Below are 12,891 nucleotides of genomic sequence, written 5' to 3'. Positions count from 1 at the left end.
ATTAGTCTCCTGAATAATATTGCTTTACGAGGCGGAGCATGGCGTAGATTCCGGCCGCCAATCCGAGGAAGAGTCCAATGATCAGGAACAGAGGCGCGGTTCCTGCTTTGCCATCGATCCACCTGCCCGCGAAAATGCCGACGAGGACGGATCCGGCCAACTGGGCAAGGATTCCCGACATGAGCGCCATTGCCTGGAAGGGGGTTCGGTCATTCTGTCGCATATGATCACATCCCCGCTTTCGAGAATGGGATTGGGCAAGAATTTTAAAAAATATGTATGAAAAAGACCTGTTTCAATGCTTGACATTTCACCAGGAAAATTAATGAAAACCTTGTCATTTTATGCCCTTTGTAAGCATACAATAGCCCCCTGTCAATGTCAATCCAAATGTGGGAATACATTCACAATCATAAGCTGGAATTTGAAATTTAACAAAGAAACAGTATTCAGAAGAAGGATCGATGTCGAGAAAGCGATTACACTATCTGTGAAGGGGTATTTGTGTTCCATAACAAAGCGCGCATTTTTGCTTCTGTTTTTCTAGCGCATCCCAAGCCATTTGCCTATTTCAAAAACCCTTTCCGCGTCAGGGAAAGGGTTTCTTTTCAATTGATTTGCAGCGTTGTTTCAAAACTATCCTCCTGCCCGGATTTCCTGGCAAATACCTTTATTATATAAAGGCCCGGTTCCGGAAGCTTCGATGGATTGATTTCCTTCTTGAGCATCCCCCTGCCAATCTTCCTCCCATAATCAAGAAAACCCGCGAAACTTAAATCATTCCGGCGAAAAATGGCGATTCCGAATTCATCAGCGCCGCCAGGCAGGTATACCTCGTAGCGGAACACCCCCGGCGTATCTCCCTCAGCCATGCCGAAACCCATCACCCTTGGATAATCCGGTTCTGAAAGCGCAAGGATATAAGGAATCCGGATTTTTTGTCCTGCAGCCTGCAAAAAAAGCGCTCCATCGACAATTCTTCCTTTATGGAGGGACGGATCGGCGGTTACCGTCACCCGCACTGCACGTTCTTGGCCTGGGGACAGCGTGAATGGGAGGGGCAGCCTCCAGTCCAGCCCATCATCATCGCGGGGAACCCAAAACGAGTAGCGTATCGTTTTACGGCTAACATTTTTAACAACCAGCCTGCTATTTCTCGATGCCTTCCAAAGCGGTTTGGCAGCTTTTCCAAATGCGAGTGAACCGGGAAAAACAAGTGTGCCGGCTGCGGCCGCCTTTTCCGCCTGTATCCTCCCCGCCCCCTGCTCATATGTCCTGTACGGCTCCGCGCGGTTATTTTTTAAAACAAGGGCCGTGTTCATTAATGCCGCTTTCATTTCAGCCGGCCCCCATCCTGGATGCGCCTGTTTGAGGAGAGCGCATACGCCCGCGACATGCGGGGCCGCCATGCTTGTCCCATTGAGGGCAAGATACCCACCGGGAACGGCGCTTGTAATTGCGACACCCGGGGCGACGACATCCGGCTTGATCTCCCATGTTCCGGTGACCGGCCCCCGTGAGCTAAAAGCCGCGAGCCTGTCGCTATCGTCAAGGAGTTCAACGCTTACACGTTCAGCGGTTTTCAGAAGTTCCCTCCCGGCTGCCGCGGAAACAGTCCCCGCGGGTATAGGTACGGCCTTCTCAAGGCTACCGTTAAAAATTCCCTTCGTGTTGTTATAAATTATGACTGCCCTTGCACCCGCATCTATCGCATTGTTCACTTTTTCCGTGAAGGTAATTTTCCCACGTTTGATTACGGCAATTTTATTCCTTGCGGTTTTTAATTCCTCTGGCTTGCCAAATTTGCCGTCTGCAATTTCATCAGGCAGCATCGATTTCCAATTTCCAGACCCGGCAATCTTTTCAATCCGCACCCTTCTTCCCGTACCTTTTATAATAAGGAAGGGAGTCTTCATAAAAGGGGTCGATGCGCCGACAGAAATGGCTTTTGAAGCTGTTCCCGGTGAACCTACCGTCCATTGTCCAGGGCCAGAATTCCCTGAAGAAACAACAGGGATAATCCCTTTTTCCGCGGCTCGGTTCAGGGCGGCCGAAACGGGAAGATCCGGTCCGTTAACCTCGCTTCCAAGGGATAAATTAAGAATATCGACCCGGTCTTTAATCGCTTCTTCAATGGCGGCCAGGACGTGTTCGGTCGTCCCTTTCCCTCCTGGGCCCAATGCCCTGTATGCTTTGATGGTTGCGCGCGGCGCTACGCCCTGGACTTTCCCATTGCCAGCGATGATTCCCGCGACATGGGTGCCATGGAGTGTCGCTTCTCCCTCCGGTCCCTTGGACTCCATAGGGTCCGCATCCCCATCGACCAAATCTTTGCCGCCGCCGTAATTTTTTCTTAAATCCGGGTGGGTATAGTCCAGGCCGGTATCAATCACTCCAACGGTCACACCCTCTCCGGTAAGCCTTCTCCCCTTCCCATCCAAAACGCCACGCAGCCTCTGCGCGCCAATCATTTCCGACCCGTTCGCGGCGTCTGTTTCCTGGTCTTGTTGAAAAGAACTGATTCTTATATTTATTTCATTGGATGGAATTGGCCGGATTTCTATTTGACCATTTCTAGATTCCGATGTCTCCTCTTCTATACTGTAAGTTTGAAGCTCGGAAAAGGATTCGACACCCTGTTCTTTTTCAAACTGGCGGATTTGGTCCGCAGCCCCTTCAATCGAAAATCCATTTAAGGCCTCCGTATAGCTGCGCCTTACCTTGACGTTAGGATATTTCACCAAAAGCCTGTGCCTTTCCAATGGAGAAACCGACTCCTTCAGGATAATAATGCCCCTTTTCACTTCAAAGCGATTCCCTTCCGGCAAAGGCGGAATTTTTAACCCGGCAGCAGAGCTGTTGCCGGATTGGAGGAGGACGAAACAGCAAAATGCAGTGAGCAATTTTTTCATAAGCTTATTCCTTTTTTTCTTGATAGGGTTTGAAAAGAATCGGAATTATATTCGGAATTGGAGCCGGTTCAAAAGAATCAGATTATCCCTCCTAATACCCTCGCCATCACCATCACCTTTTGTTATTGTAAAGGTAACAATTCTTGGAGGCGGGAAAGCATGGTTCTTTTACGAAAAGTAGCTTTAGCCATGGAAATAGAAGATACTCATTACCCATTCAACCTGCCGCTTATTAAAAATTTCAGGGAATTTGCGTTTGAAAATCCGGTTACTATTTTGGTTGGCGAAAATGGGACTGGAAAATCGACTTTTCTTGAAGCCGTTGCCGCAAATTGCGGCAGCATCCTGATAGGGGGAGAACCGATTGATACCGACCCGGCTCTCGCCCCGGCCCGGGAGCTTGGGCAGAGGTTGAAACTTGCATGGAGTGTCCGGACAAAGAATGGTTTTTTCTTCAGGGCCAATGACTTCATAAACTATTCCAGAAAGCTTGCTGAAATCAAGGCGGAGTCCAGGAAGGCTTATCTCGACATCAAGGAACGCGACCCTTTCAGCCTTGAGGTATTGCCCTATGCGCGCACACTCCATGACCTTAGGCAGCTATATGGCGAGGGGCTTGAGGTCCGCTCGCATGGGGAAAGCTTCCTCGACTTGTTCCAGGCGCGGTTCCGCCCCGATGGACTGTATATCCTCGACGAGCCGGAAGCGCCGCTTTCACCCATCAAGCAGCTTTCGCTTATTTCGTTAATTCTTGAAATGGTTAAGGAAAACGGGCAGTTCATCATCGCGACCCATTCCCCCATTCTAATGGCAATACCGGGAGCTGATATTTACACGCTTGATCAAGGTGAGTTTATAAAAACGGACTACCAGGAAGTCGAACATGTTCGGCTGACGAAGGATTTCCTCGATGATCCGCAGCGGTTTTTGCGCCATCTTTAACCACACGCCGGCAATACGAAAAAAAAACCGAACGGGTTTGGTCTCCGTTCGGTTTTTTCAATTAGTTATTTCGTTCCAAAAAGCCTATCACCGGCATCGCCCAGGCCAGGGACGATGTAGCCATGATCGTTCAGCTTTTCATCAAGCGCGGCGATGTAAATATCAACGTCCGGATGAGCGTTCTTGACAGCCTCCACACCTTCTGGGGCGGCAATCAGGCACATGAATTTCACATGTTTCGCTCCCCGCTTCTTGAGGGAGTTGATTGCTTCAATTGCCGATCCGCCCGTTGCAAGCATCGGGTCAACGACGATGAAATCACGCTCTTCGACGTCGCTCGGCAGCTTTACGTAATATTCAACCGGAAGCAAGGTTTCAGGGTCGCGGTATAAACCGATATGGCCAACCTTTGCGGCTGGAATTAGCTTCAGAATTCCATCAACCATTCCGATTCCAGCGCGAAGGATTGGGATTACACCCATCTTCTTGCCGGAAAGGACTTTCGATTTCGTAAGGCTCACAGGTGTTTCAATTTCAATATCCTCAAGCGGCATATCCCTGGTGATTTCAAATGCCATGAGCGTAGCGACCTCATCGACAAGCTCGCGGAACTCCTTTGTTCCGGTATTCTTGTCACGTATGTAGGTAAGTTTATGCTGGATTAACGGGTGGTCAAATACATATACTTTTGCCAATATAATCGCCCCTTCTTTGTAGTATCCTCTGATATAGGTTGCACACTTCGTCTAATTTTACAGAAAAAATTATGGCGGAGCAACAAAGAATATGCATTCTCGCCATTTTCCTCTCCTGGCAGTTCCCGACACTTATACCCTTCCAAGGACAGAAAAAAACCGGTCCGAAAATCACGGACCGGCAAAGGAAGCATCTGGAGGCGAGTCCTCCTTGATGTTCCCTCCTATTAATAGTCAGGATATAGAGTGAACTTGGCAGTCAGCGTTTCGACGCGTTCACGCGCTTCAGCAAGCTTCAATTCATCATCGTGGTTCCTTAAAGTAAACGCCATGATCGAGGCGATTTCCTTCATCTCAGCATCGCCGAAACCGCGTGTTGTGACGGCAGCAGTCCCAATCCGGATGCCGCTTGTTACAAAGGGGCTTTCTGGATCGAATGGGATAGTGTTTTTGTTGACGGTGATGCCGATTTCGTCAAGTACCTTCTCCCCAACCTTGCCGGTCAATCCCAGGTTACGCAAATCAACTAAAAGTAAATGGTTGTCCGTCCCGCCGGAAACAAGAGTGATTCCCTCATCCTGAAGGGCTTTGGCTAGGACTTTCGCATTGGAAACGATTTTTCCCGCATATTCCTTGAAGCCGTTGTTTAGAATTTCACCGAATGCGACAGCTTTTGCCGCGATGACATGCATGAGCGGGCCACCCTGGATGCCAGGGAATACGGATTTATCTATTTTCTTCGCGAACTCCTCACGGCAAAGGATTAATCCGCCGCGCGGTCCGCGCAGCGTCTTATGCGTTGTGGAAGTGACAAAATCAGCGTAAGGCACTGGGCTCATATGCAGCCCTGCCGCAACAAGTCCGGCAATATGGGCCATATCAACCATCAGATAAGCGCCCGCCTCATCGGCTATTTCACGGAACTTCTTAAAATCGATTTCCCTTGGGTACGCGCTCGCGCCAGCCACAATCAGTTTCGGTTTATGTTCCAGCACTTTCGCACGGACATCTTCGTAATTGATTCGATGTGATCCTTCATCGACTCCATACTCGACGAAATTATATTGGACGCCGCTGAAATTAACAGGGCTGCCGTGCGTCAAATGCCCGCCATGCGAAAGATTCATCCCGAGGACGGTATCTCCTGGCTCAAGGATGGTGAAATACACCGCCATGTTCGCCTGCGCTCCGGAATGGGGCTGTACATTGGCATGCTCGGCTCCGAATATTTCCTTGGCGCGGTCGCGGGCAAGGTCCTCCACCACATCCACGTATTCACAGCCGCCGTAATAGCGCCGGTGTGGATATCCCTCGGCATATTTATTGGTCAGAACTGACCCCTGGGCTTCCATGACAGCCTCACTGACAAAATTCTCTGAAGCGATCAACTCAATTTTCGTACGCTGCCTTTGCAATTCCTGCTGAATCGACTCAAATACCTGCGGGTCCCGCTTTGCCAAGTGCTCCATTAATTAATCCCCCTTAGAAGTCGCGTTTCTATTTATTTTGAAAATTCGATACTATTTTAGCAGTTTCCTGACGAAAAAGATACTCACGTACAGGAAAGATTTCCGGGAGTTCGCTCGTAAACGGCCCGCGGCCCGCCTATTAGCTTTGGCCTCGTCTTCGCAAGTACGACATTCGCATGCCCTACTGTCCGGCGGCCGACCCTGACAGGAACAGCAACCGCTTTCAAATGCATGCCAATAAGCGTGTCGCCGATATCGATTCCGGCATCCGCTTTGACTGATTCCACGACAACCGCATTGGTGATTTTTTCAAAAGCGTACGTTGCCATCGCCCCGCCAGCAGTCCTGACAGGAACAACGGATACTTCCTCCAAGCCCCGTTTTTCAGCCGCGCTTCTGCTCATGACCACTGCCCTGTTCAAATGTTCACAACATTGGAACGCAAGATCGGCGCCTGTCCGCTCGCGAAACATTTCCAGTTCGCGATAAAGCATTTCAGCGACATCCATTGTTCCCGCGGTCCCTATATGCTTCCCGGCTACCTCGCTTGTGCTGCAGCCGACAACAAACAAGCTCCCCGGTTTCAACTCTACTTTTTCCGCAAAGCCACCAAGAATCTCGCTAAATTCCTTTTCCCAAATTTCTATTTCATTCGGCATTGCTATCCCTCCCCGGGTATTCAGGATTAAAGAAGGCCCTGGACCGTCCCCAAAACAGCCGCAGGGCGCCATTCCTCAATCCGTAAGTAAATGTTCCTTAAATTCGATAAATATTACAGGTGTTTTCCTTCATATTCCGTTATCTTGTTAATCCTGCCTGAATGGCGTCCGCCGGTAAACTCTGTCGAAAGCCAGATTTCCGCAATATCCCGCGCAAGGCCAGGCCCGATGACGCGCTCTCCCATAGCAAGCATATTCGAGTCATTATGTTCACGGGTGGCCCTGGCACTGAAGGTGTCGTGGACTAAAGCGCAGCGGATTCCCTTCACTTTATTCGCGGCAATGCTCATGCCAATGCCGGTTCCGCAAATTAGGATGCCTCTGTCAAACTGGCCTGACGCCACTTTTTCGGCCGCTGGCAAAGCATAATCAGGGTAATCGACGGACGTGCTGCAATCACAGCCGAAATCCTCATATTCAATGCCCATTTCGTCAAGAAGTCCTGCTATTTCCTTGCGGATGTTGATTCCGCCGTGGTCTGATGCGAGTGCGACTTTCATGTTAAGTTCCTCCTAAAATAAAAAAACTATAGTTTTATTATTCCCTATATTCCTGCTCCATGAGCTTTTTGGATGCTTTTTCAATAAGCCCTTGAAGTTCCGAGAAGGTGTCCCGGTAAACATGGATATCACCGCCGAAAGGGTCGCCGACGTCCGGATAGCCTTTTTCCCCGGCAAATTCCTTTAGCGTGTAGGTTTTACCCAATGCCTCCGGAAAACGTCCTGTAATCGCCTGTTTATGGGTCATAGTCATTGCAAGGATGACGGTTGCCCAGTCAATGTCCTCCTTTTCAAGAAGCCTTGATTGATGGGAATGGCCAATCTTGTTCTCATCCATCACCAGAATGGAGTTCAGGGATGCGGCTGCCCCGTTGGCGGCGAAAACGCCGGCAGACCTTACCTCGACCCCGGAAAGCTTTTTGCTTCGTAAAATGGCTTCCGCCATCGGGCTCCTGCATGTATTGCCGGTACAAACGAACAAAACTCGATGCATGTCCGCGCCTCCTTTCTTGTTTCATTATATAGCCCGTTTGCCCCATTTTCCAATGAGGCATTTCAACGCACCGTACATATGTAAATTGGGCAATAAAAAACGGCCCTATTACAGAGCCGTCCTACGCTTCTTTATATTGGCAGCAGCAATTTCAGGCCGAATGCCAGCAAAATCACGCCGCCAAGCGATTCGCTATATGACCCTAGCCAGCCCTGGACTTTTCTGCCCGCAAGGAGCCCGGCCCAAGTTAAAATGGTTGCGGCAATACCGAAACAAAAGATTGCGGCCATTGTCCTCGCTCCGTAAATCCCGAGTGTCAGACCAACCGAAAAACTATCCAGGCTGACACTCAAGGCAAAAAATAAAAGCCCGAACCCCATCGGCGTAATCACACTTTCCTGGTCCTTTTTCAAGCCCGTCCAAATCATCTGGATTCCCAGTAGCACAAGAAGCAGGCCGCCAATCAGGGATGCGAACGTCCCGAACTGTTCGGACAGGAACCTGCCGGCAATCATCCCTACCAACGGCATCCAAACGTGAAAAATGCCGATGGTGATGCCGATTTTAAAAATCTGCCTTAGTCTGAGCCTGTACATCCCCATTCCAAGGCCTACCGAAAATGCATCCATCCCAAGCGCGAACGCCATAAGCAAAAGTGTTGCCAACTCTCCTACTAGCATCGACATCGTGACCAGCTCCCCGGACATGCTAGTTCATCATATGCACGTCCAGGAATGTTTAGAAGAATTGATTAACCGATTTGGTATTGCCTGTTCAGGGGGCTCAGGCAATACCATTTAAATCCGCCCGTCCACTACCGCTTATTGGATTCAATCATCACTTTGTTCCCGGCCGCCTTCATTAAACGGTTCATTATCGCATGGCCAACCCCTTTTTCAGGGAACATTTCACTAAAAATAACATCAATTTTGGATTCATTGAACATACGCAGAGTGTCATAAAGCGATGCGGCAACCGTCTCGAGGCGGTCCCGCCTTCCGCATGCAAGAACCACGTCCGCGTCGTAGAAGCCAGCACTTTCTTCGGTCGCTAAAATGCCAGCCCGCTTTCCTTCTTCCATTTGTTTTGCGGCCAGCCTCTGCACGTATTCACGGGAACCGTCAACCAGGTATAGCGGAGCCTCTGGCGCATAATGCCGGTACTTCATGCCTGGCGCTTTCGGTTTGGATTCCCCGCCAACAAGGGCAGGATCTACCTCGACACGGCCGATTACCGCTTCAAGCCGCTCTCTTGTAATCCCCCCCGGGCGCAGGATGGTAGGAACAATGCTTGTACAATCCAGTACGGTTGACTCTACCCCAACCCCTGTTGGTCCGCCATCGACAATTCCGGCGATCTTCCCACTCAAATCCTCCGCCACATGGGCCGCTGTTGTCGGGCTTGGTTTCCCCGAACTGTTTGCGCTCGGCGCCGCTATTGGAAGGCCGCACTCTTTAAGGATCGCTAGCGCTACAGGATGGTCCGGCATTCTGACCCCAATCGTTTCAAGCCCCGCGGTTGCTTTCTCCGACAATGCGCCTTCTTTCTTTTTCAATATAAGTGTAAGTGGCCCTGGCCAAAACGAGTCCATCAGCTTTTCCGCAATCCCGGGAACCTCTGCTACAAAGCTTGCCATCTGGCTTTTTTCCGCAATATGGATAATGAGAGGATTATCGGATGGCCTTCCTTTAGCCATAAATATTTTCGCAACCGCTTCATCACTTTCCGCATTTCCTCCAAGCCCATATACAGTTTCTGTGGGAAATGCGACGACCTGATTTTCGGATAGAAGTTGGGCGGCGATTTTGATTTGTGGATTATTTTTTAACTTTTCCACAGCGTTATCCACTTTCCATCGTTTCGTTTCCATCGTTTCTTCACCTTTATCCATTCAGCACCACCGTCTTAAAATGCGAGACAGTTAGGCATTATTCGGTATCTTTATCCTTGAAAGTATAAAAGAAGAGATTGGCAAACACAAGGTATTATCCACATTTTGTGGATAATACCATTGGAATAGTGGATAACTTTGTGGATATATCCACAATTTAGATTGTAAATTTCAAAAAAACTGAGTTTTCCACATTTAGTATATCCATGACATGCGACGAACGGAAAAACTCTTCTGGAAGTTCACTCTTGACAATCATCCCGAAACCTACCATTTCAAAGAACGGTATAGCTGTCCTTTTATTAGTGGCCAAATAGACTGCTTTTAGCCCCCTCTTTTTAGCAAAAACAAGCATTTGCTCAAAAAGCATAAATAATTTATGGCCACCAAGGCCTTCGGATAGCGCGAGCGACCGAAGCAGCCCGGAATCACCGAATAGCTCGATGCCTAGGCATGCCTTGATTTCACCTTCATCCTCCGCTATGAGGAAATGCTCCATCGTTTCCTCATCAATGCCCGCCGTACCCAAGCCTGCCTTCTCCAGAAAACCAACAATTCTTTCCACGTCCTCCCTGGCGCCGCTCTTCAATGACAATTCCATCTCTCCCACTCCTGTTCTAGTAATCTACTCTATGATTATGTAGGAGGAAAAAAGAATAGAACCATCATTCCAAAATGGCAAAAGGCGCCCAACCATGTGGGCACCTTTTGGATCAAGCGCTTCTATTTATTAGTTGTTATTGTCCTTATCCCAGCGGGCCTTTCCACCCTTTTCGCCAATTTCTTCATAAAATCCGCGGTCATGATTATCGCTGGTAGCTTCGCCGCCTTTACGGCCAATTTCCTGATAGAATTCTTTTCCGTGGGACTCAGCTGTCGCTTCGCCGCCCTTTTTGCCGATTTCCTGATAAAAATCCTTGTCATGGGATTCGGCTGTCGATTCCCCGCCTTTACGGCCGATTTCCTGGTAGAAATCCTTGTCATGGGATCCAGCTGTTGCTTCCCCGCCTTTACGGCCGATTTCCTGATAGAAATCCTTGTCGTGTTTCCTGCTTGTAGCTTCCCCACCCATGCGACCTGCTTCTTCTCGAGACATCTTTCCGTTGTTATTATTGTTAGCCATCGTAAGATCACTCCTTCGAAGATTTTGTGTTGCACACCCCTTCTTTATCCGCTTCTCGATTTAAAAAACGCTTTACTAGCGATTGTTATCCACTTGTAATTTCAAGGAAATATACTAGGAAGAATAAGGTTCGACTGGCATTTTATTTTCATAACTTTTCTGTTTAACTTTCAAATCTTCGATTTTTTCATAAAAAAAAAGCCTGCGTGCAGGCTTTAATTCATTAGCTTCTCCCATAATTCAACTACAAAAAACTTTACTTGCACCGGTTGTTCATCCTCGGAAACATAGACTTTTTTAGTATATTGATTTCGATTATCTTCAACTGTAACATTAGTCACGGGAAGCTCATCCTTTTGAGCTGTCTGCTCATTCCGCAAGCTGTTGTTTTCTTTTGGCAAAACTTTTTCAGTTGAATATTCACCGATGGTTTTTGATGACATTACAGCTTCTTTTCCACCTGTCTCTTTCACATTATCAGGATACCCGGTTCCGCTGGTTTCCACTTTTTCTTTAATGCCTGCTTCGGACCGCCCATCCTCAAACCCGGGGGACCTTACGGCTGTCCCGCTTGAGAAATCAAGGAAACAAAGTGGAGGATACAATACGCACCACCAATTCGCACCCTTCCCTTCCCCCAATGTAATGAGGATTGCTTCATACTCCCCCGCGGGATAAAGGAATTGACCGTAAAGCTTTGTCGGAAAGTTTACAATGCCGAATTCAACACTGGCATTTTGGTCTGAACCGTTTTCATCTATAATTTTTTTAGCGATCGCTTCAATTTCCGGAAGATGGCCCTTGATGGCCTCCCTCGCTTCGTCCAGGCTCGTCAAATCGCCAACCCATTCCGTTATTTTCGCATTGACCTCATCGCGCACCTTGCGTTTTAGCTCCTGGTCAGCCTCCCTGTCGCTGTTTGCGAGGATCCTTAAACGGATTGCCTCACCAGGAATGACGATTTCCTCTTTGCCCGCCGCCTCGATTTGCGGCGCATATAGATTCACGATTGTTCCAATTGATAAGGCTGCCAAATACAGCCAAACGATTAGTTTATGATTCATTTCCCCCACCGTCCTTCACTATCAACAGTCTGTCCAAAATGGAAGAATCATAAACTGGGAGAATTTTTTCATAAAAAATCATTCGGCATGGAAAAGTTAAAATTATTCCCGCGACGCCTAAGAGCAGGAATTCACGTCAATATAAAAACCCGGCAGCGGCCGGGTTAAACTATTCTATTCATTTTTATACCGGCATCATCACATGGCCGCGGCTCTTTTCCATTAAAAGAACATACTTTCCATCATTCAGGACCGTCGATTTCATCTGTGCTAGCATGACTGCGTCAGCCTCTTCGTGGAGGACATACTCCTGTATGATATCCCAAAGCAATTCCCCATCCGTTACCTGGATAACCGGAATGTCTATTTCTCCCTCAACATTTGTTTCCTCTCTTATAACAAGCGTCATATCCTCGGACCTGCAGCCATTTTTTTTAAGTTCTGCTATGGCTTCCTCCAGTCTTTGGATAGTATCAAAGATGCCGACTATGGCATTATCCATTTTGTCTCCCCCTGTGAGTAAAAATGCCGACTTGTCTATTTACCCTACATTCGGCACCATTAAACACATTTGCAAAAATTTCATATCAGTTTATACATATAATACTCATCAATGTAAGAACTATTGATAAATAGGGAATGATGCTTTGTCCCCTCAATTTGAAATCCCATTTTCTTGTAAAGTCCTATGGCAGCTTCATTGTGCGCCATCACCGTAAGCTCAAGCCGATGGATTCCCGCTTGGGATGCCCACGCCAGAAGTTCCCCAAAGAGCCTCGTCCCAGTTCCGCTGCCCCGGTGCGCTTCCGCTATCCCCGCGACAATATAGGCGCAATGCCTCTTACGCGGGGCTCCTCCGCCAATTGCGAAAAGGTAGCCAATCAACTCCCCGTCCTTTTCGGCAACAAACAGGGCAGTATTGGATTCCTCAGCCAGCCTTGCAATCATGCCTTCCTGCTGAACCGCTGTTAGAACCCTTTCCCCTGGACCGTACATCATGAACTCCGATGTCGCTTCAACATGCTTAATCAACGCCGCAAGCCTGGCCCCGTCCCCAGCCGCGGCTCTCCTGATTTCCATGTG

At 48.6% G+C, this 12,891-nt stretch carries 15 protein-coding genes; 1 reads left to right on the top strand and 14 read right to left on the bottom strand.

Annotation, left to right across the window (positions count from 1 at the left end):
* Position 1: 1 nt before the first annotated feature.
* The gene (locus DRW41_RS06490; protein WP_115451164.1) at positions 2 to 223 is read right to left on the bottom strand and encodes an AtpZ/AtpI family protein; all 222 of its coding nucleotides are present in this window, start codon (positions 221 to 223) and stop codon (positions 2 to 4) included.
* A 385-nt stretch (positions 224 to 608) separates the two neighbouring features.
* A complete protein-coding gene (locus tag DRW41_RS06485; RefSeq protein ID WP_115451163.1) occupies positions 609 to 2,912 on the bottom strand; it encodes a S8 family serine peptidase in 2,304 nt (767 codons plus the stop codon).
* A 159-nt stretch (positions 2,913 to 3,071) separates the two neighbouring features.
* Here DRW41_RS06485 and DRW41_RS06480 point away from each other — a divergent pair, with 159 nt between their 5' ends.
* Entirely contained in the window at positions 3,072 to 3,854 is a 783-nt protein-coding gene (locus DRW41_RS06480) for an AAA family ATPase (protein WP_222928837.1), read from the top strand.
* Between the two features lie 65 nt (positions 3,855 to 3,919).
* Here DRW41_RS06480 and upp read toward each other — a convergent pair whose 3' ends face one another.
* The 12 genes from upp to DRW41_RS06420 form a co-directional block, all read right to left on the bottom strand.
* The gene (gene upp, locus DRW41_RS06475) at positions 3,920 to 4,549 is read right to left on the bottom strand and encodes a uracil phosphoribosyltransferase (protein WP_115451162.1); all 630 of its coding nucleotides are present in this window, start codon (positions 4,547 to 4,549) and stop codon (positions 3,920 to 3,922) included.
* 227 nt (positions 4,550 to 4,776) lie between these two features.
* Positions 4,777 to 6,018: a serine hydroxymethyltransferase gene (glyA, locus tag DRW41_RS06470; RefSeq protein WP_115451161.1), complete on the bottom strand. Its 1,242-nt coding sequence runs from the start codon at positions 6,016 to 6,018 to the stop codon at positions 4,777 to 4,779.
* Positions 6,019 to 6,101: 83 nt separating this feature from the next.
* A complete protein-coding gene (locus DRW41_RS06465) occupies positions 6,102 to 6,677 on the bottom strand; it encodes a TIGR01440 family protein (protein ID WP_115451160.1) in 576 nt (191 codons plus the stop codon).
* Between the two features lie 113 nt (positions 6,678 to 6,790).
* Complete coding sequence (gene rpiB, locus DRW41_RS06460; protein ID WP_115451159.1) at positions 6,791 to 7,237, bottom strand: ribose 5-phosphate isomerase B; 447 nt, start codon at positions 7,235 to 7,237, stop codon at positions 6,791 to 6,793.
* A gap of 37 nt (positions 7,238 to 7,274) precedes the next feature.
* Positions 7,275 to 7,730 carry a low molecular weight protein arginine phosphatase gene (locus DRW41_RS06455; protein ID WP_115451158.1) on the bottom strand — a complete coding sequence of 152 codons (456 nt, stop codon included), beginning with the start codon at positions 7,728 to 7,730 and terminating at the stop codon, positions 7,275 to 7,277.
* A gap of 131 nt (positions 7,731 to 7,861) precedes the next feature.
* Positions 7,862 to 8,416 (bottom strand): manganese efflux pump MntP, encoded by a 555-nt coding sequence (locus tag DRW41_RS06450; protein ID WP_115451157.1) that lies wholly within the window; start codon positions 8,414 to 8,416, stop codon positions 7,862 to 7,864.
* Positions 8,417 to 8,544: 128 nt separating this feature from the next.
* On the bottom strand, positions 8,545 to 9,600 hold the full coding sequence (locus tag DRW41_RS06445; protein ID WP_115451625.1) for an L-threonylcarbamoyladenylate synthase: 1,056 nt from the start codon (positions 9,598 to 9,600) through the stop codon (positions 8,545 to 8,547).
* 178 nt (positions 9,601 to 9,778) lie between these two features.
* Entirely contained in the window at positions 9,779 to 10,222 is a 444-nt protein-coding gene (locus DRW41_RS06440; RefSeq protein WP_115451156.1) for a GNAT family N-acetyltransferase, read from the bottom strand.
* Between the two features lie 129 nt (positions 10,223 to 10,351).
* On the bottom strand, positions 10,352 to 10,744 hold the full coding sequence (locus DRW41_RS06435) for a con-10 family general stress protein (RefSeq protein WP_115451155.1): 393 nt from the start codon (positions 10,742 to 10,744) through the stop codon (positions 10,352 to 10,354).
* A gap of 215 nt (positions 10,745 to 10,959) precedes the next feature.
* Entirely contained in the window at positions 10,960 to 11,808 is an 849-nt protein-coding gene (gene spoIIR / locus DRW41_RS06430; protein ID WP_115451154.1) for a stage II sporulation protein R, read from the bottom strand.
* Positions 11,809 to 11,992: 184 nt separating this feature from the next.
* Positions 11,993 to 12,310, bottom strand: coding sequence for a hypothetical protein (locus DRW41_RS06425; protein ID WP_115451153.1), 318 nt, complete (start codon positions 12,308 to 12,310; stop codon positions 11,993 to 11,995).
* An 80-nt stretch (positions 12,311 to 12,390) separates the two neighbouring features.
* Entirely contained in the window at positions 12,391 to 12,888 is a 498-nt protein-coding gene (locus DRW41_RS06420; protein WP_115451152.1) for a GNAT family N-acetyltransferase, read from the bottom strand.
* Between the last annotated feature and the right edge of the window lie 3 nt (positions 12,889 to 12,891).

The sequence above is a fragment of the Neobacillus piezotolerans genome, assembly GCF_003362805.1.
Classification (GTDB): domain Bacteria; phylum Bacillota; class Bacilli; order Bacillales; family Cytobacillaceae; genus Bacillus_D; species Bacillus_D piezotolerans.
This window is presented reverse-complemented; position numbering and strand designations above follow the sequence as displayed.